The sequence below is a fragment of the Cohaesibacter celericrescens genome (assembly GCF_002866925.1).
Classification (GTDB): Bacteria; Pseudomonadota; Alphaproteobacteria; order Rhizobiales; family Cohaesibacteraceae; genus Cohaesibacter; species Cohaesibacter celericrescens.
The window spans coordinates 1-19,802 of record NZ_PKUQ01000027.1 but is presented as its reverse complement, the minus strand read 5'-3'; the positions used below and the strand labels follow the sequence as shown (position 1 = coordinate 19,802).

The following is a 19,802-nucleotide window of genomic DNA, read 5'->3' as shown; positions in this document are numbered from 1 at the left end:
CAGAACGAACTCACACAATGCGGACTTTCCAGACCTTTGCTGCGATACGACAATTTGGATATCATCAGAAACATCAGCGAAAGTGCGGAAATGGTTTTATCTCAACACGATAATCATACGGTCGGTTCATCCGTGCCTAATGCAAAATAATCACGATGAAGCATGCGAGCTGCACCAATTGCAGGGGCCTCGACACCAGTTTTGGAGCGTTCAATTATCGGCTCCATTGAGTTTGGCATCAAATGAGCCCGCATGCTGACAACAACGTCTGTTTCAATATATGGAAACAGACGAGCCACCGCTCCACCGAGAATTATCCTTTCGGGATTTAAAACACTGGTTATTGTCGCAATGCCTCTTCCTAGATGATATGACCAGTCTTTCAAGGTATTTTGGGCTGCTTCTTCTCCCGCTTCAAACTTTGTAATAAATTCGAAAATCGAGTTGGCTTGACCTCCATACGCTTTGTGCCGCTCTAACACTGCACCTCGAGCCACATAGCTTTCAAAGGTTCCTTCGACATTTGTCGGTGAAAAATAACCATGTTCTCCGACAATAATGTGGCCAATCTCCCCAGCATATCCAGAAGCACCGCGTAAAATTTCGCCATTGCAAACCAAGCATCCTCCCACACCAGCATCAATAAAAACATAGACGGCTTCACGCATGTCTGCTCGCTTGCCCATATATAACTCTTCAAAGGCAAAGGCATTTGCATCGTTATCGAGTTTCTCGACCCTGATGTCAGGCAAATGACGTTGAACCATCTGTTTGAATGCCACATTCTGCCATCCCAGCATTGGTGCGCGAATTATGGTGTCACTTAGATCCACCAGACCAGGAACTGCGATATTCAAACCTCTGATGCGGTCAAGTGAGGGTAACCTAGCTGTAAATTCTTGAACTCGTTTCGCCAGTATTTCAGCAACATGCTCAGCGGTTGCAATCTTATGTTTATAATCCTTCACGTCAACGGCAAGTACATTCGCATTAAGGTCAATCGCAGAAAGTGTAATTCGCCCGACAGTAATATAAGCGCCCAGAAAAATGGCGTGTTGTGGTCGAAGCGCAACCTGAATGCTCGGCCTACCAGTCCGGTTTGATCGTTCTTCTGATACTTCTGAATTTTCGGCCAGAAAACCGGCACCAACCAAAGCCGAAACTAGGCTGCTCGCCGTAGCACGAGTGATGCTTAACTCTCGTGCAAGATCTGCTCGGCTCATAGGGCCTTTTTTCAATAATACGTCAAGCGTTCTGATTTCATTGGCTTGGCGGACAGCTCTGGGCATAGACATTTTAAAATAATCCTCCGACTCAGTGAAATACCAACTTATCTGCTCACAAATCAACAATGAACAATTTGCGGTTTGTGACAGAAGGTTCTCGAACTGTTGAACCCTTACCCAGAGTCGGCATCTATTGTTGACACTAAATCAAATTTATGTTTGTTTAGCAAACAAACAAAGTGTCAGTTGGAGGAATTACACCGCTGCTTTGTTTCGAATTGGCCCATTTATCGGGACTTCCCCTGGTAAAGGGGCTACATGGAGGAGTACTATGAATAAGATTCTGGCGGGTGGTATGACCACACTTTTCGCTGCGATGGCTTTGTCATCCAGCGCCCTAGCAAGCGATGTTGAAGTTCTGCACTGGTGGACAGCGGGCGGCGAAGCTGCAGCTCTGAATGTGCTCAAAGAAGATTTAAAATCCAAAGATATTGGTTGGCAGGATATGCCTGTTGCCGGGGGTGGTGGTGAAGCCGCTTCAACGACATTGAAAGCGCGCGTTGCTGCAGGAAATCCACCGGCCGCCGCTCAGTTGCTTGGCATGGCCGTTAGAGAATGGGCCGCTGAAGGCGCTCTGGGTGATCTGAGCGAAGTGGCCAAGAAAGACAATTGGGATGCGGTTCTGCCCGGCTCAGTCAAACAATTCGCTATCAATGATGGCAAATGGGTTGCCGCTCCGGTCGAAATTCATCGTCCCAACTGGCTTTGGATCAATGCCAAGGTCTTTAAAGACAATGGATTGACTCCTCCAAAGACTTGGGAAGAATTCAACTCTGTCGCTCAGAAACTTAAAGATAAGGGTATCACACCTCTCGCTCATGGCGGTCAACCATGGCAGGATGCCACTGTCTTTGATGACGTGGTGCTTGGTCTTGGTGGAGCCGATTTTTATCGCAAGGCTATCCATGAGTTAGATCCTGAAGCACTCGGTTCTGATACCATGACCAAGGTCTTTGACCAAATGCGCGTCATTCGTGGATTTGTTGATGACAATTTCTCTGGTCGCGACTGGAACCTGGCAACCGCAATGCTCATCAAGGGTGAAGCAGGCATGCAGTTGATGGGCGATTGGGCCAAGGGCGAAATCGTTCGTGCCAAGGTTGTTCCCGGCGAAGATATCCTTTGTGTTCCAGCTCCTGACACAGAAGGTTCCTTCCTCTGGATTGCCGATTTCTTCGCTGGCTATGATGTCAGTGATGAGAAGCGGCCCGCTCAGCTGCAGCTGGCATCCAGCATTATGTCCAAGGACTTCCAAGAGGCATTCAGCCTTGTGAAGGGATCAATTCCTGCCCGCACCGATATCGGTCCAGACAAATTTGATGCCTGCGGTAAACGCTCCATGAAGGATATTGCCGAGGCGGACAAGAACAACACGCTGGTGGGTTCTCTGGCACACGGAACGGCACAGACGTCTTCCGTGCAACGGGCCATCTTCGATGTTGTGACACAGCACTTCAATTCTGACATGCCCTCTGAAGTCGCAGTGGCTGCTTTGCAAAACGCGGTCGAAGCAGCAAAGTAAGAGTATGACTTAGGTTAAGCGGTTCGCCTCAAGGCGGGGCGAACCGAATATCCCGAAGAATGAACTTAAATCGGACTTGCTCCCCTTTTGTTTCACCTCGACCTATGTGCCCCCCAATTGATGTAACCTTGTCCGGATCAAGACATGCGAATTGTATCAGTTTGCATGTATGGAATCCCAAAATTCAAGGAAAGGGAATAGACTTGGCCTATTCTGCGAAGGCAGGCTTCCGAAATCAACTTCGAGCGCTCTTGCCGAAAATCGTGTTAAGTCCGACCATCGCCATCATTGCGATTTTCATTTATGGCTTCATCCTGTTTACAACTTACCTGTCGTTCACCAACAGCCGGATGTTGCCGAAATATGACTGGGTTGGTTGGCAGAATTACACCAAACTGTTTAAGTTGAACACTTGGGGCATCGCTGTCGATAACCTGCTAGTTTTTGGTTCTCTCTATATCATAATATGCTGTGTGCTTGGACTGTTTTTGGCAATTTTGCTCGATCAGAAAATTCGCAACGAAGGCTTTATCCGCACGATTTATCTCTATCCGATGGCCCTCAGCTTTATCGTGACCGGTATTGCCTGGAAGTGGTTTCTTGATCCCGGTATTGGCCTTGAGGCCGTGATGCACAGCTGGGGTTGGGAAAGTTTCAAGTTCGATTGGATCAAAAACCGAGATATGGCGGTTTACACAATCGTCATCGCGGCAGTGTGGCAAACCTCCGGCTTTGTTATGGCGACTTTTCTAGCCGGACTACGCGGCATCGATGGCGAAATTTTGCGAGCAGCAGAAGTCGACGGGGCTTCCACATTCGCCCTCTATAGGCGCATCGTCATTCCGCAGCTCAGACCCGCATTTATGTCAGCCTTTGTGGTTCTCGCTCACATGGCGATCAAATCGTACGATTTGGTCGTAGCGCTCACAAATGGTGGTCCCGGCATCGCCACACAGATGCCCGCCACATTCATGTATTCCTACACCTTCACCCGCAATCAAATGGGGGTTGGTGCAGCTTCGGCTGAAATCATGTTGCTGACGATCGCCGCAGTCATCGTCCCATATCTCTGGTCAGAATTGAGGGAGAAGAAGTGATGTCGACAAGAACATCAGGGCGCCTCGGCCGTATTGTCCTCTATGGCACCCTCTTCGCATTCTGCGTCTATTATCTGCTACCGCTATATGTGATGGTAGTTAACTCCTTGAAGCCACTGGACGAGATCACAACCGGCGGCATGATGGCTCTGCCGGAGCAGTGGACACTTTATGCCTGGTTGAATGCATGGTCGGAAGCACAGATCGGAGTTGAAGCGACAGGCCTGAAACCGTATTTCCTCAATTCCATTATTATGGTGGTTCCAGCGGTTTTCATCACTACGATTCTGGGTGCTCTCAACGGCTATGTCTTGACCAAATGGACGTTCCGAGGAGCGACAGTTCTATTCGGTCTCATATTGTTTGGATGCTTCATTCCTTTCCAGACAGTCCTCATTCCGATGGCCAGATCTCTTGGTTTCTTGGGAATAGCGGGAACAGTACCCGGGTTGGTGTTCGTTCATGTGGTCTACGGGATTAGCTTCTCCACCCTTTATTTCCGCAATTATTATGCGGCTTTCCCAACGGAATTGGTGCGCGCTGCCCAAATCGATGGTGCAGGGTTTTTCACTATCTTTCTGCGGATTTTGCTCCCGTCTTCAGGACCCATTGCTGTGGTCTGCATCATTTGGCTATTCACCAACATCTGGAACGACTTCCTGTTTGGTGCGTCTTTCTCAGACTTCGACAGCCAGCCCATGACAGTAGCGCTTAACAATCTCGTTCAATCTTCAACGGGCGTGAAGGAATACAACGTCCACTTTGCTGGCGCCATCATGGCGGCCTTGCCAACACTCCTGGTTTACGTCGTCGCGGGCCGATATTTCGTTCGCGGTCTGATGTCCGGCTCAGTGAAAGGATAATCCGATGGGATTTCTCGATATTGATAAAGTAACCAAATCCTACGGTTCAGTACAGGTCCTTCAGGAAACCAATATTTCTGTTGAAGAGGGTGAGTTTTTGGTACTCGTCGGACCTTCGGGCTGTGGCAAATCTACCTTGCTAAACATGATCGCGGGTCTCGACGGAGTGACTTCGGGAGACATTTTCATTCGCGAGGATCGAGTTAATGATGTAAGGCCATCTGAACGAAATATCGCGATGGTGTTTCAGTCCTATGCGCTGTATCCCAATATGACCGTGAAAGGGAATATTTCCTTTGGTATGGAGATGCATGGGGTTCCAAAGTCGGAACGCGACAGCAAGATTGCAGAAGTTGCCGATCTTCTTCAGATCTCCCCATTGCTTGACAGAAAACCTGGTCAACTCTCCGGCGGCCAAAGGCAACGTGTCGCCATGGGTCGTGCTTTGACCCGAGATCCAGACGTATTTTTGTTCGATGAGCCTTTGTCAAACCTTGACGCCAAGTTGCGTGTTGATATGCGCACCGAAATCAAGAAGCTCCATCAAAAACTGGGAACGACAATCATCTATGTCACGCATGACCAGATTGAAGCTCTGACTTTGTCGACCCGGATTGCGGTTATGTATGGCGGTTATCTGCAACAGCTTGGAACACCGCAAGAAGTCTATGACAATCCTGCAAACATGTTTGTGGCTGGCTTCATGGGATCTCCTTCGATGAATCTCTTCCCTGCTATTTTCAAAAAGCATCCTTCTGGGATGGTGGTTGAAATTAGCAAAAAAGATGGAAGTTTCATTCAGCTCCCATTCGATCGACCTGGTGTCTCAGACACACTGGACGGACGCGATATTATTCTTGGCATCAGACCCGAGGCTATCACTGATCCAGAGGGAGCCGATCCGACCAGCCAGTCGATCTACAAAGCCGAAACGCTTGTCGAAATTATAGAACCCGCCGGCTCGGATACATTTGTCATGACACATCTGGGCGGAAAGGATGTGGTCGGGCGTTTTCGTGCTCACACAGCCGCTAAACCCGGGGAAATGTTCACCTTCGCTTTCAATATGAATAAGGCGGTTGCGTTCGATCCAACCACGGAGGAACGGTTGGCATAATTTTCGCCAACCAACATATCCTGCCAGGAGGGATTTATGGAAAAAGAAACTCGACAAGTGACTCTGCAAGAGACATGCGACGTTATTTTGTCGGAAAAATCGGAGGGTCAACGTCTGCTCGTTGCGATGGCTGGGGCTCCGGGTTCTGGGAAATCCATGTGCGCAGAAAAAGTGCAACAATCACTAAATAAGCATGATCATATCAATGCGGCCATCTTGCCGATGGACGGCTATCACTACGATGATTTGATCCTAAATGAACGCGGTTTGAGACCACTAAAAGGAGCGCCTGAGACCTTCGATGTCGGCGGCTTTCGCCACATGTTGCATCGTTTGCGCTGCGATGAAGAAGCTGAGGTCTATGTTCCCGTTTTTGATCGTGATCTTGAAATTTCCCGGGCTGGAGCCCGGGTGATTGATCGAGAAACCAATGTCATCTTGGTCGAGGGGAATTATGTGCTACTTGGCATAGATCCCTGGATATCCCTCGCTCCTCTCTTTGACATCAAGATTATGATTTTCACCGACGAAGACGAGCTTCGGCGCCGGCTTACCAATCGGTGGATTTCGCACGGGATTCCGGAAAACGAAATTCCCAACAAAGTCGAACAAAATGATCTGCCAAACGGGCGTTTCGTTTACTCAAGCTCAATTCCTGCAGACTTCGTAATCAACAACTGAAGTCTGTATCAACAATTAGCAATACCGATAAGGAGCCCAATATGTCCGGATTTGATAAAGGTCCAATCTTGGTGACAGGAGCAAGCGGAGGCATCGGAGGTGCTACAGTGCGTCAGCTTTGTGCCGCTGGTGCGGATGTCATTGCCAATGGTCGCAACGTTGAAGCCCTCGATGCGCTTGCAAAAGAAACCGGCTGCAAAACTTTGCCATTCGATTTAACGTCGGAAGACAGTGTCAAAGATGCTCTACAGGATCTTGATCTTTGGGGAGTCGTCAATTGTGGCGGCTTTGGCGGCGAAATCGCAACCCCAATGGAAACCGATATTGATGTTTTTGATAAGGTCATAAACATCAACGCGCGAGGCGCGCTGTTGGTGACAAAATATGCTTCTCAGTCGATGGTTCGTCTGGGCAAAGGCGGAGCAATTGTCAACGTATCCAGCCAGGCGTCTCTAGTGGCGTTGAAAGGGCACATTTCTTACGGCTCGTCCAAAGCTGCGCTCGATAATATCACAAGAGTTTCTGCAATGGAGCTTGGACCACATGGCATTCGTGTCAACGGGGTCAATCCAACCGTTGTGATGACGCCGATGTCGGCCTGGTATTGGGCAAGGCCAGAAGTACAAGGACCATTTCTGGAAACCATGCCTTTGGGACGTTGGGCGACTGAGGACGAAATCGCTGCACCGATTGTTTTTCTATTGAGTGATGGCGCTTCAATGATTTCAGGCGTTTCGCTTCCTATCGATGGTGGCTTCACAGCCGTTTAAGTTCCTCCCTGGCTCGCGGCGGATAACCTACAATGTATCCTCCCAAATCCGCTGCGTGTCTTTAAAATCCCATTCACTCCAGTTCGGGTTGCAAGATCATGTCCGTAGCATTGAGTTCAAAAACCATAAATACCTTTGGTGGTCTCACATCTTTTCCACGATATGACAGATCAAAGATCAGTCCCGGTATCTTGCATATCGGCGTTGGCAACTTCCATAGGGCTCATATGAGTGTCTATATGGACAGTCTATTCAACATGGGGCTCGGGCAGGATTGGGGAATTGTAGGAGCCGGTATCCAGCCCGGCGACGAGAAAATGCGCAGCAATCTTGAAAAGCAAGATTGGCTCACGACGATTGTGGAGCTTGATCCATCCGGCCTGTCGGCCCGGGTGACAGGGGCTATGGTAGATTTTCTTCCTGTCGATATCGAAGCTATATTAGTCGGCCTTACTGACCCGCGCATTCGCATCGTATCCATGACGATTACGGAAGGTGGGTATTTCATCGATGCAGCGACTGGTGGTCTTGATATTGAACATCCGGACATACGCAAAGATGCGTCGCACCCAGATGAGCCCCAAACCCTATTCGGCATGATCATCAGGGCTTTACGCGTGCGTAGAGAGAGGAGCATTCCGCCATTCACCGTTGTATCCTGCGACAATCTTCCTGGGAACGGTCATGTGGCCCGCCAAACCGTTGTTGGGCTAGCACGTCTGTCAGATGCCGAATTCGCTGACTGGATTGAAGCTGAGGTTGCTTTTCCAAATTGCATGGTGGACTGTATAACGCCGGCGACCACCGCCAGAGAGCGTTCCATTGTGAGAGAACAATTCGGCATTGAAGACACTGCTCCAGTTGTGTGTGAACCGTTCCATCAGTGGGTCATTGAAGACACATTTCCAAATGGTCGCCCACCTTTGGAAGAAGTCGGTGTGGAATTTGTATCCGACGTCACAGTTTACGAACTGATGAAGTTGCGCATTCTTAATGCGGGGCATGCAAGCACTTGCTATGCCGCTGCACTTTTGGGCTATCATTTTGTTCACGATGCTTTGGCTGATGAAGACATTCGCGAATGGGTTAGGGCGTTACAGATCAGAGAGTCAATTCCTACGCTCGGCTCGATTGAGGGAGTTGACTATAGTCAATATCTTGCCAAGGTAGTCGAACGCTTTTCCAATCCAGAAATTGGAGACACGATCCCTCGGAACATTGCAGATGGCTCGGATCGCCAACCAAAATTCATTCTTCCAACCTTGCGGGATGCTTTGGATCAAAGCGGCTCGATTGATGGCCTTGCACTCGAAATTGCTCTGTGGTGCCGTTATTGCACCGGGGTGATGGAGAATGGAGACAAGGTTATCATTCAAGACCCAATCGCTGACACTCTTACAGCCCAGGCAGAAGAAGCTAAAACTCACCCAAAAGCCTTCATCGAAATTGGTACGGTATTTGGTGATCTGGTTGACAGCCAGAAGTTTGTATCCGCGTTTGGTAACTGGTACAGCAAGCTGCTCGAAAACGGAGTTCGGCAGACCTTGAAGGATTATGTTGCAATGGGATCCTCCGCAGAACTTTCAAGCTGACATGATTGAAGCAATAATCTTCGATTTTGATGGTGTAATTGCCGATAGCGAGCACATAGCCCTTACCGAATTGAACCAAACATTTCGCAAATTTGGAATTGAGTTGGGTTGGGACGAGTTGGTGTCGTCATTTCTTGGGAAATCCCCCGGAGATATCGTCCGTTATATCGAGAAGCAGAGCGGAGCGGACCCGGGCAAAGAATATCCGCAGATCTGGAACGACCGGGTTTGCAATCGCTTTGCAACGGATCTGGAGGTCGTTCCCGGCATCACAAATCTGTTGTCGCATCTAAAAGACATTCGAATTCCAACCTGCATCGCATCAGGCAGTCCTGTTGAGCGTCTGGATCTCGCATTGCGCACTTTGGGACTGCAGGAGCACTTCATAAACCGATCCTTTGGAGGCGATCATGTGGAACGAGGAAAGCCTGCCCCAGACATTTTTCAATACGCAGCGGACAAGCTGGGAGTAAGTTCAGAACGATGCGTGGTCATCGAAGACGGACTTGCAGGAACAATTGCCGCCCGTGATGCTGGCGTAGCGGTAATTATAGGATTCTTGGGTGGCAGTCATCTTGAGGGGTATAGACAATTTCACGGCAAACAGCTCATCGAAAATGGTGCCACTCATTTAGCACATTCGATAAGTGAAATAACTCCGATCATTAATGAACGGCTCTAATTGTTGAGATAATTCAGGAACAATTAGAGAGATTTGGAAAAGACCATGGAAAACAAATTAGATCAGTTGCGCAAAATGACCGTTGTCGTTGCAGATACTGGCGATATCGAGGCTGTTGCTCGTTTGAAGCCAGTTGATTGCACCACCAATCCCAGCATCGTGCTCAATACGATTGACACCGAAATGGGCCAAGAACTGTTAAACGAGGCAGTTCACTGGAGCAAGTCCTCAAGCCTTGGCTTGGAGAAAGCAACCATCGCAGCCGCTGACCGACTTGCTGTTTCGATTGGTTCTGAGTTAGCAAAACTGGTTCCTGGCCACGTATCGACTGAGGTTGATGCGGACTTGTCTTTCGATACAGAAGCCTCGATTACCAAAGCACATGAGATCATTGCCGCCTATGGGCATCGAGGGATTGATCAAGATCGCATTTTGATCAAACTAGCTTCTACCTGGGAGGGTATTTGTGCGGCAGAAGTTCTTGAAAAAGAGGGGATCAATTGCAATCTGACGCTCCTGTTTTCCACTGCACAGGCTGTGGCTTGTGCGGACGCCGGTGCGTTTCTGATCTCACCCTTTGTTGGACGCATTCTCGATTGGCACAAGAAAGCCACAGGCGAAGCCTATACCTCCGAAAACGACCCCGGTGTCCTGTCTGTGCGCTCGATCTTTAATTATTACAAGGTGCATGACGTTAAAACCGTTGTCATGGGCGCGTCTTTCCGCAATGCGGGAGAGATTGAAGCGTTGGCTGGATGCGATCGATTGACCATAGCCCCCAAGTTTTTAGAAGAGCTGTCTTTGGACAATGGCCATTTGGAAAGAGTTCTGTCTCCAGAAAATTCCAACCCGGTTGATAGGATTGGCATGGACGAAAAGACATTCCGCTGGATGCTAAATGAAGATGCGATGGCCACAGAAAAACTGAGCGAAGGTATTCGCGCTTTTGCAAAGGATCTTGGCAAGCTCCGCGCATTGATTGCCCGCGAACTCGAAAGCTGATCTGTGAACTCTCATGGTATTTTCTGAGCTTGAGCTCCGAACATTGTTTGAACGTAGATTTTTCGGAATTTGTGCCACTTTTCTAATGCGACGAGTGGTGTTGGGCCGATTTTGCCATAAGAAATAATGCTGAATCTGCGAAAACCGTCACGCGGGGAAAATCGTAAATGGGCTCATAGCGGCCTAGTGCAGCGCGATACAGATGCGGTCGACTTTGGTACCGCCACATGCATTCACGGCCCACTGCGGCCTTTAAAGCCTTCGAGCTTGTGCATTGCAACAATCCTAAACTGGACATTCTTCGCCATGAACTAAACACTACGCATTTACCTTTAACTATCTTCTTGCTCCAAAATTTCTTGAGCCAATGGGGCAATGCATGTTTGGTCGAGACGGCACGACAAAGCATCGAGCTGCAGAAGCTCCACAGATAAGTAGGGATGGAACTTTTCCGAAACCAAATTGCTACTATCAGCAAAAAGGTTGGTGTGACGCCCCTCGGCTATGGCCTCCAGACCCTCGAAAATATTCATTTCCTCCGGACAATCGGTAATTTCTATTAAACCATCATAGATTGCCAATTTAAAACCAAGCGATTGCAGCGCCAGAGCGAGACTGTTGGTTTTAATATCACCCCGCCATGTCGAGAGAATATGGGCTTTAGGGCTCAAAGACAGCAATTTATTGCTGTCGAGCTTGCTTTCTGAAAAAGCCTGCCTTGCTTCTTGTAACAACTGCTTGGCAACACGGTCCAAATAAATAGGCACATCATTTGAGTGCAAGATATCCAGCATCTTTGAGACAACCCTATCATCAATCAATCCAAGGCCGTCTCCTCCAAATTTCGGGGCTTTCCCTGCTTTGGACGGCTTGATCAATATGGTATTGCTTATGCTGTCGAGTTCTAAAATCTCCCATCGGCGGCCCGAAAAAATGATCGTGCTGCCCTTCGTAATGACGGTAGAAATGGGTAACGTACCAATTTCCTTGCCTTCATGAAGCAAGCGATACTCTTCCGGTGTCTTAAAAACTGCGTAGAAGCTATAATGCTCAACGAGTTTCTCTCCTTTGGGGCCAAGCAACAAAAGATCGTTGTCAGATTGCTCTATGAGTCCAGTTTCTTCTCGTCCCAAAGCGCGAAGGACTTGCGTGAATATTGCTGGCGTCACCTCAGTGAAGGGGCCTTTTTCGCAAAGAGTTATGTAGAGCCTCTTGGCTGAGGAGCCACCACGTTCCGCAATTACTGACAGGAGCTGGTGCACGAGAGTTGAGAGATGCAACGCTTGGGGCAGTGGAGATTCACACCATCTGTCCTTCACATGCAGTTCGATCATGGCGATCGCTCGAATAGTGTCCAAACGAAGACGATCGATAAGGTGAGACACTGCATCTACCCTGTTCTCGATAGCGTATTGGCGCAAAATCTGTGGTTGACCAGGGCGACGGCCAGACCGCCCGAGCCTCTGAACCATGGAAGAGACAGTGAATGGCGCGCCGATCTGTGCGACACATGTGATATCACCAATATCGATCCCCAACTCCAACGTGGATGTGCAGACAGCTGTGGTAGGTAGATCCCCTTTGCAGAGCCGGTCCTCTATGAAACTGCGCTCATGGCGAGAAATGTTCGCATGGTGTGCATAGAATTCCTGTGGCAGATTTTCCTCTTCACAACGAAGCCTCAACAGGTCTGCATACAATTCGACCCGATTGCGTGCCCCGGCAAAAATCAGATTCCGACTACCACGCAACTTGCTGAACATATGGCTGGCAACGGCCCGCGCGGCAGCTTCATCCAGATTCACGGCAGCATCTTCACTCTCAGTTCCCTCGCTATCACCAAAGGCTTCCAACGTGATGTCGCCTTTGATATAGCCTCGCAATTGCAGTTTCAGTTCCGGAGCGCCCCCACTTCCTTCGACTAGCTCAACAGTGGCTGGATCATTGGGCCTTAAATACCTCTTGGCCAGATCTTTGTTATCCCCCAAAGTTGCTGAAAGCCCCAATCGCCGAATGGGACGGCCTACCGCCATTTCCATCCGCTTTATAAGCGAGCGCATTTGGATACCACGCTCACTATCCAGTAGAGAATGCAACTCATCAATAACGATGGCGCGTGTGGAGGCAAAAAAAGTCGGAATCTGTAAGCCATTAAGAATGAACATGGCCTCCAGTGATTCCGGCGTAATAAGCAAGATTCCTTGCGGTTTTTTCTTTGCACGGGCTTTAACCGCCCCAGAAACATCGCCATGCCAAGGCGTGACAGTCAGCTCAGCATATTGGCATATATCCTCCAGACGTCGAGCTTGATCGGAGATCAGCGCTTTGAGTGGGCCTATATAGACCAGTTCAAAACCGGGGCTTGCAGGCTCTTGCACACATTGGGAAATCAGAGGTAAAAAAGCCGCTTCGGTTTTGCCACCAGCAGTGCCAGCAGAAATAATCAAATCCCGATTCGAGTCATAAAGTGTGCGGATAGCATCGGCCTGAATTGAGCGTAAAGCTGGCCATCCTTTACCCCTGATCCATTTCTGAATAGGCCGTGCAAGGAGCTCAAATTCACTCATCTATAGTTTAAACGAAGCAAGATCATCTTCGTCTTCCGGATCAAGAGCCGCACCGCCACCTTTTCCACCCGTGTCTTCATCTTCATCGACTATATCGCTGAGATCGTCTCCTCCATCTGGAGCAACTTCGATAGCCTCAATCAGATCTGCCCAGTTGGTACCAGGATTCTGTTCCAGAATAGACATCAGGTTGACGAAAGCTGTGACCGTATTTCGCGGCGTCTTGAAATATGCCTCTCCAATACGATTAGAACAGTGATGCATAAAACTATCCAGCGCTTCGTCCGGGATCATGGTTTCCGGCTCTTGCATTACCGCGCGAATGTTCTCCAACAGCATGCGCATGTCTTCTGGAGTCAGATTGGCCAATGTAATGACAGGGCCAGACAGATCAATAAGGCCGTTCTTTGCAAACTGATTTTCAGCCAGGCGTGTCTGAAGAGCCTCGTAAGAGTAAAGACCACGGCGGGTGTTTAAAAGAAAATCCGGCGTCCCCCCCATGAGAAAACCGATATGAGATGCTGTCCCCTGCAATACGTCGTTAAGAATACGCAGGATCTGTTCATAGTTTGAATTGCGAGCCTGGCTTGATGTCAGCTTATAAAGATTGACCATCTCATCCAGCGAGACCATCAACCCATTATAGCCTGCGGCGCAAACAAAAGCAGACATCAATTTGAGGTGGTCATAAACATTCTTGTCATCAACAATGGTCCGTACACCCAATGCCTTCCGTGCATCAGTCTTGGTGGCGAACTCACCGCGAAGCCAGCGCATACAGGCAGATTTCAGATCATCATCGTCGGTTTCATAGGCCTCCCAATACTTGCGCACGACCTCCGCAAATTCAAAGCCTCCGGTCATTTCTTCAAAGTGTTCAAGTCTGGTTCGGATCACTTGTCCGGTTTGTAGGCCTTTTTCTTCGGCTTCCTGATTGGCCTTTGTCACGAACCGCTCCACAATAGAACTCAAAGCTCCGCCTTCGGGTTTGGTGCGGGTTGACAGATTTCGAGCCATTTCAGCATAAAGCCCTCGGGCCTGCCCAGCAGACGCGTGAAGACGGCGATCTGGAGCCAAATCGGCCCCCATCACCACTAACCCCTTTTCGATAGCGATGAGTCGAACCAAATTGAGAAAAAAGGTTTTACCAGAGCCGTAGTCGCCGATGATAAAACGAATGGCCGAACCTCCTTCGCCGATACGCTCTATATCCTTGACCAGCTCCTTGATTTCATTGAAACGACCAACCTGAATATACTGCAATCCGACTTTGGGCACGACGCCTGCACGCAAAGCTTGAATAATCGTGTCTCTTTCTCGTCTCTTGATCTTCTTTGCCATTATTCATCCCTCAAGTTCATTGTGCAGTCAGGCTGGCCGCAATATCGCTGTTTATTTCGAATAGATCATCTTCTTCAATCAGCATTTCATCATGGTGCTCGAATGACCATTCATTGATAACTTCAAGACAGCCTTCCATCATCAATCCAAACTCTTTGGCAAGCTGTTCGAACTCAAGACGTGCCCAACTCTCACGTTTGACAAGTTCAGATACAAATCCAGAGTGCTTCGCGTCTAGACCGGGGAAAGTGTGGGACGCATGCTCCACAGTCTCGGCTTCCGAAACGTCGTCGTCAGCGTCATCGCCATCAAAAATTGCACCAAGCAGCTGAGAAACCTGGGCCGTATTTGTGCGGATATCTGCCAGTCTGGATTGATCTAATGCGTTGAGGTGAACCAGCATTGCGCCTTCCGTTTCAGGGGGGATAGCCACACCATCGCTTACAGGAGAAGCCGAGCGCACGGAGATGGGCTCATCTCCTTCAATATCGGTCATTGCTTGACTATTTAGGCGTGAATAAAGCCCCTCTGTCGACATATCGAGAATCTTATAGATTTTCTCGATCTGCCCAACCTCTTCACGTTGAATTATACCATCTGCACCGGCCAGTTTGATCACGATGTCCGCGATGGCGTACTTTTGGTCAAGGTCAAGCTTCTTGAGCCGACTACGTAATTGTTGCAAATCTAACGGAACGGCAAAAAACCAAGCAAGATTTGCTGCAAGCCGCAATCTTTCAACTGGCGACAAATGGTCCGCCTGATGGATTGTGCGTTTCAAAGCATCACTTTCAGCTTTGCTCACTTCTCCATCAGCCTGAGCAATAAAAGTGCCGATTGCAATTTCTAAAAGACTAGCCTGATAGGCAGGCGTTGTTTCATCAAGAGCCCTTGCCCTATCAGGTAGATGAAACAGAATGACCGGGTCATCCAGCTTCGGCCCCCGCAAAGCGAAACGAGGATCGGGCGCCATGCCAATACCAATCATGGCCAGAGCATCAGCAGCGTTCACCAATTGCCTTTTTCCGAGCTTTTCCGGTTTTCTTCCATCGAGTTTTTCAAGCAGTTCAAGAACAGGAACCTGACCATTTTGCTCAAGGATCGGTTCGGCCCAATTTGAAAGTCCATCGAGTTCTTCACACGGAAAGAGCGGCTGCAATTCCGGCGGCAATAAGGAATGAGCTTGGACAGTCCCCCTTCCGTTCTCGTCAGGTCCAAGATAGCGGCTGAATTTGTCGAGAGACGCCATGGCCTCGTCAGCGAGCAATTGCAAGTCTTCCACCGGTTTGGATAAGCCCGAAATATCCAGAGCATCTTCTATCAGAGGAGTAACATCAGCTGTGAAATCGCCTGAAGCTGATTGATATTCAATCTTCAACGCCTTCCGAGGCTTTCGGACTGTCATACCGTCTGGATAGTGTGCGTTGAACCTTGATCGAAACAAGAGCTCAAACTCAGCTTTGCAGCGCTGAGCTGGTATCCTCATGCGACGGTCAGGATGATGCATTAACCAAAGAAGCCCATCTTCAGCATTTAATGCTTGTTCGGCTTTCAGTTTTCTACCTAAATACAACTTGACGGGTAGCGGGAGTTCATTGCTCCACCCCAACCGTTCCGGTATCAAAGGAAGAGCCGAGTCTTGTATAATTTGCGCCAGATTGAGGAACGCGCCCAAATACCGTTGGACCGAATTGTTGTCTTGGTAGAGCTCTTTGAGCCTTTCCACCTCGTGCACAATTGCTTGTCTATCAGCCTCGTCAGCAGCTTTTTCGAAAAAGTGTTGTTCCAATCCGTAAAAATAAAGGAACATGTAGCCTGGATCATAAGATGAATCTGATCGTCCTGAAGCAAGCCAGTCCAAATAGGTGGCACGTGCGTTAGCAGGAATACCGCTGTAACTCGGCCAATAGGGCATGCAATTGCCTTCTTTGTCATCTCCTTGTTTGGCAACAGACAAAGATGGATCAATATAGCATTTTCGTTTTTGACCATACCGGCCTGTCGATGGCGCAGAGCCGATATAAACCAAACCGCCAATATCACGCCCGGCCACAATGATACTCTCGCCAGCCGAGATCCAGCCTCTACGATTGGAGGCGGCAAGAGAAGCGTCGCGCTTGGCTTTCGCCTGCTCAACAAACTCTTGTGCCAGCTCCTTCCGCATCCGCCACTTTATTCTACTCTCCCTGGCTTTTTCATCGCGCTCTTTAATCCTTTGCATGATTTGCTCATGTTCGGTTTGAGCGCGATTGCCCTGAAGCTGTTGGGATGGTTGCAACGCGGACACATCGGGTTGATTCATGGCCTTATTTAGGGTCTCTGAACTTAACGCGCCCTCCTTGATAGCACTTTTCTCTTGGATGGGTGGGAGAGGATTGGATTGTATCTCTTTAACCTGTCTTTCGATCTCGGTTTCGACAGTTTCTATTATTGAATCGAGTTCCCTATTATTGGAGAGCGCATAATATGCCACGTTTTTTTCACGTTGCCCCCAAAATACCGAAGCAGAAGCATCGTCTACCGCTTCGACTGGCGCGATATTATTTAAATTAGAAGAAAACGGACTGTCAGCATTCGGTTTTCTATCTTCATCTTTTCTTTTGCCGAAAATTGCCCCACTCATTCGGACTATTTTCAGGAATATCCATCTTACAACAAAAATAAAAAACCCAATTATGGCGAGTAAAATTGCAATAGCGATGATGGCAATGGTATTGTCATTCGAGCTGGCTGGCACCGCCTGTTCTTTGGCTATCGAGGGGCTTCCAGCTCTTTCCATAGGATTTTCAATTGATCGATCGAGCGATTTCTCAACGTTGCTTTTGAGTGGTTCGTTCTGCAGAACTGACATGCTGTGATCGGAACCGTTCTCAATCACTGGACGAGATAGCTCGGAGACAGAGGGTGGAGAAGATATCCCAGATATTGAACTGGGATCTGTTTCCATACTATTTGGTTTGTCTCTTGGCAGAACAGGCAAAGGAACCGCAACCACTCGCAAGACCTCAGTAGTCGCTGGCGCCTCTAGCCTTTTAATGGCGGGGCGCTCACTTTCTTCAGGCCCCGTCTTTTCTTCAGTATCGGTCTGAGAGCGCAGCCGTTCAATCATCTCCAACGTTGCGGCATCCAGCATACCGGTTTCAGGTAAACCAGAAGCCTGCTGATAGGTTTGCAAAGCGTTTTTTGTTCGATTGCCATAAAGACCATCTGCAGGGCCAGGGTTGTAACCTTGTTCTGCTAGAAATTTTTGAACCTGCAACAGCTCCAAATCCTGGGAAAACGACGGTGAGGCGGGCAACAAAAAAGCCAAAAGAATACCGGACCATGCCAAAGTTAAGACAGGGTTTCTTACAGCTTCTGATCTTCTTGATCTTAAAATATTGGACCCACCAAACATCCTATTCCATGTCATGACTTCAGAAACACTCAATTGGATTGAAGCGCTTTCAAGTAGCGATCTCTATGTTCAAGAAGTATAGATTGACATGTAGGTGTTGCCAGATCAATTGCACAATCAAAGATTGTCATAAGGTGTAGGGCCTTGTTCACTGCATGCGGTTTAACCTCACGGCCATACGTGGATGATGGGCGAAAAAAATGCCTCTGTAATTTTCAGTTGAGTATAAATCATTCAACGGCGGGCACATGAGGGGAGAAGGCCGATAATTGACTATTTGAACTTTAGGCGTAGTTACATTTCCATGACGATCAGAATGGCTGCTTTGATGACCATCCCCCATGAATGTGCTGCGCTGCCGCAAGTCAACTTACCGCCCTTTATACCAATTTAGATTGTATGGATCTGACCTTTCAAAGCCCCACTATCAAAACTGCGCTTTCAAAAACGGTCGTTTATGACCTTCCCAAAAACGCATGAATTTTGGAGCTTGTGCGCCGGTAGACATGGTTCAGGCGCAGAGGGACCTACCACACGCTCTTACGCAGACCGTGCCGATTGATCTGCCGATGATGGCTTACGAGCTGGCAACTCTTCGGTATCGGTTAGCCCATCCAAGAGAACGGGGGCCCGGTCAGGAAACTCCACCATCAGATTAAGCTTGCCACCCATCGCCTCAACATAGCTGCGTAAGGTAGAGAGCATTAGATCGCTGCGTTTTTCCATCTGGGCGACGGACGCCTGACGGATACCAAGTGTTTCGGCTAGCTGTACTTGCGTCATGTCTTTTGCTTTACGCAATTGCTGCAGCGTCAAATATTCCTCATGTAGCCGGTCGGCTTCTGCATTGATGCGTGCCTGACGGTCTGGGCTTAGCTGGTTCATTTTGTCTTTTAAAGAAGTACCCATTATGCTTTCCCTTTCTGATTGGCCAAATGGCAGTCAAAGCGTTCATCTGCCTTTGCGATAAGCTGCCTGTAAAAACGCTTTTCGCTTACTCCAGCTTTGTCTCCTGCGGTGAGAAGAATAGCCTTGCGAGCAGGATCAAATGCAAAGGCGATGCGCCAAAAACCATCATCGGCGCTGCATCTCAACTCCTTCATATTGGCGTGTTTGGAAGCGTTCAGCGTGTCAACATGGGGGCGACCAAGCTGATGCCCCTCTCGTTCAAGCAAGCTGGCTTTCGCCAAGATAGCGTCCTGAACGGCTTCACTGTAACCGTCGAACTCTGGCTCAAATTCTTCATAAAGCTCGACTGTCCATTCCATGCTCATTATATAGCATAGGGACTATATAGCTTGCAAGCTATATTTACGCACGCCACGTTTCTTCATTGATAGGTATGGGGACAAAACTACTTATGACAAAAACATCCAGTCTTCATCAGTTTGACCAAGAAATTGCGTAAACATGAGCGCTATGATGACATATGCCTTCGGGTTGAATGCTAGCAGAATGGCCCGTCTACAAACGTTGCCGGTTTTGCAGCCTCGTTTCCTTCGAGCGCTCCAGCTTTGAATAACTTCCATGCAATCCAAAACACATAGAGAGACCCTGCCACTTTCAGAATCTCAAATATCTGAGGAAATTGGTCTAGTGCGGTCAAGAAGCCAAACCCAATAACGATTGTCACTACCCATGTTGCAATGTGGTATCCTAAATTCGCAGGAATGGTTGAGCGGAAACCAAACTGAGTTCCTTGCGGACCGACAGTTTAAGGGTGCTTGGATTTATGCCATCAAACGAGAAATCGTTGTGTGCGCAACGCCCATATCTCTGCCGATGGCTCGACAGCTCTCACCTGATGCAAGGCGCTCCAAGGCAACGGATCTCTGATGTTCGGTCAGCTTTGGTTTTGGGCCAAATCGAACGCCCTTACTCTTGG

The 19,802-nt window shown here is 48.7% G+C and carries 17 protein-coding genes; 9 read left to right on the top strand and 8 right to left on the bottom strand.

The annotated features are described in order from the left end of the window. Positions 1 to 113: 113 nt before the first annotated feature. Entirely contained in the window at positions 114 to 1,295 is a 1,182-nt protein-coding gene (locus C0081_RS14100; RefSeq protein WP_101534487.1) for an ROK family transcriptional regulator, read from the bottom strand. Positions 1,296 to 1,557: 262 nt separating this feature from the next. Between C0081_RS14100 and C0081_RS14095 the strand changes: the two genes are divergently transcribed. From C0081_RS14095 to tal, 9 genes are all read left to right on the top strand, one after another. After that, positions 1,558 to 2,808 carry an ABC transporter substrate-binding protein gene (locus C0081_RS14095; protein WP_101534486.1) on the top strand — a complete coding sequence of 417 codons (1,251 nt, stop codon included), beginning with the start codon at positions 1,558 to 1,560 and terminating at the stop codon, positions 2,806 to 2,808. Between the two features lie 203 nt (positions 2,809 to 3,011). Beyond that, entirely contained in the window at positions 3,012 to 3,905 is an 894-nt protein-coding gene (locus C0081_RS14090) for a carbohydrate ABC transporter permease (RefSeq protein WP_245417954.1), read from the top strand. Then, positions 3,905 to 4,768, top strand: coding sequence for a carbohydrate ABC transporter permease (locus C0081_RS14085; protein WP_101534484.1), 864 nt, complete (start codon positions 3,905 to 3,907; stop codon positions 4,766 to 4,768). Before C0081_RS14090 ends, C0081_RS14085 begins: the two co-directional genes overlap by 1 nt. Positions 4,769 to 4,772: 4 nt before the next feature. Then, positions 4,773 to 5,885, top strand: a complete 1,113-nt coding sequence (locus C0081_RS14080) for an ABC transporter ATP-binding protein (RefSeq protein ID WP_101534483.1) — start codon at positions 4,773 to 4,775, stop codon at positions 5,883 to 5,885. A gap of 36 nt (positions 5,886 to 5,921) precedes the next feature. Continuing rightward, entirely contained in the window at positions 5,922 to 6,566 is a 645-nt protein-coding gene (locus C0081_RS14075) for a nucleoside/nucleotide kinase family protein (protein WP_101534482.1), read from the top strand. Positions 6,567 to 6,607: 41 nt separating this feature from the next. Then, positions 6,608 to 7,336, top strand: coding sequence for an SDR family oxidoreductase (locus C0081_RS14070; RefSeq protein ID WP_101534481.1), 729 nt, complete (start codon positions 6,608 to 6,610; stop codon positions 7,334 to 7,336). A gap of 98 nt (positions 7,337 to 7,434) precedes the next feature. Beyond that, the gene (locus tag C0081_RS14065; protein WP_101534480.1) at positions 7,435 to 8,928 is read left to right on the top strand and encodes a mannitol dehydrogenase family protein; all 1,494 of its coding nucleotides are present in this window, start codon (positions 7,435 to 7,437) and stop codon (positions 8,926 to 8,928) included. Position 8,929: 1 nt separating this feature from the next. Continuing rightward, positions 8,930 to 9,610 carry an HAD family hydrolase gene (locus C0081_RS14060; RefSeq protein ID WP_210200512.1) on the top strand — a complete coding sequence of 227 codons (681 nt, stop codon included), beginning with the start codon at positions 8,930 to 8,932 and terminating at the stop codon, positions 9,608 to 9,610. Between the two features lie 45 nt (positions 9,611 to 9,655). After that, on the top strand, positions 9,656 to 10,612 hold the full coding sequence (gene tal, locus C0081_RS14055) for a transaldolase (protein ID WP_101534478.1): 957 nt from the start codon (positions 9,656 to 9,658) through the stop codon (positions 10,610 to 10,612). 332 nt (positions 10,613 to 10,944) lie between these two features. Here tal and C0081_RS14050 read toward each other — a convergent pair whose 3' ends face one another. From C0081_RS14050 to C0081_RS23590, 7 genes are all read right to left on the bottom strand, one after another. After that, the gene (locus C0081_RS14050; RefSeq protein WP_101534477.1) at positions 10,945 to 13,179 is read right to left on the bottom strand and encodes a DEAD/DEAH box helicase; all 2,235 of its coding nucleotides are present in this window, start codon (positions 13,177 to 13,179) and stop codon (positions 10,945 to 10,947) included. Further along, positions 13,180 to 14,520 carry an ATP-binding protein gene (locus C0081_RS14045; protein ID WP_101534476.1) on the bottom strand — a complete coding sequence of 447 codons (1,341 nt, stop codon included), beginning with the start codon at positions 14,518 to 14,520 and terminating at the stop codon, positions 13,180 to 13,182. 16 nt (positions 14,521 to 14,536) lie between these two features. Further along, positions 14,537 to 17,917 carry a TerB N-terminal domain-containing protein gene (locus C0081_RS14040; protein ID WP_180966901.1) on the bottom strand — a complete coding sequence of 1,127 codons (3,381 nt, stop codon included), beginning with the start codon at positions 17,915 to 17,917 and terminating at the stop codon, positions 14,537 to 14,539. Between the two features lie 540 nt (positions 17,918 to 18,457). Then, positions 18,458 to 18,826, bottom strand: coding sequence for a helix-turn-helix domain-containing protein (locus C0081_RS14035; protein WP_101534474.1), 369 nt, complete (start codon positions 18,824 to 18,826; stop codon positions 18,458 to 18,460). Next, a complete protein-coding gene (locus C0081_RS14030) occupies positions 18,826 to 19,191 on the bottom strand; it encodes a type II toxin-antitoxin system RelE/ParE family toxin (RefSeq protein ID WP_425349479.1) in 366 nt (121 codons plus the stop codon). The genes C0081_RS14035 and C0081_RS14030 overlap by 1 nt, the downstream gene beginning before the upstream one ends. 173 nt (positions 19,192 to 19,364) lie before the next feature. Then, the gene (locus C0081_RS23880) at positions 19,365 to 19,565 is read right to left on the bottom strand and encodes a hypothetical protein (protein ID WP_425349480.1); all 201 of its coding nucleotides are present in this window, start codon (positions 19,563 to 19,565) and stop codon (positions 19,365 to 19,367) included. Between the two features lie 82 nt (positions 19,566 to 19,647). Beyond that, positions 19,648 to 19,764: a helix-turn-helix domain-containing protein gene (locus tag C0081_RS23590; protein ID WP_280952879.1), complete on the bottom strand. Its 117-nt coding sequence runs from the start codon at positions 19,762 to 19,764 to the stop codon at positions 19,648 to 19,650. Positions 19,765 to 19,802: the final 38 nt, after the last annotated feature.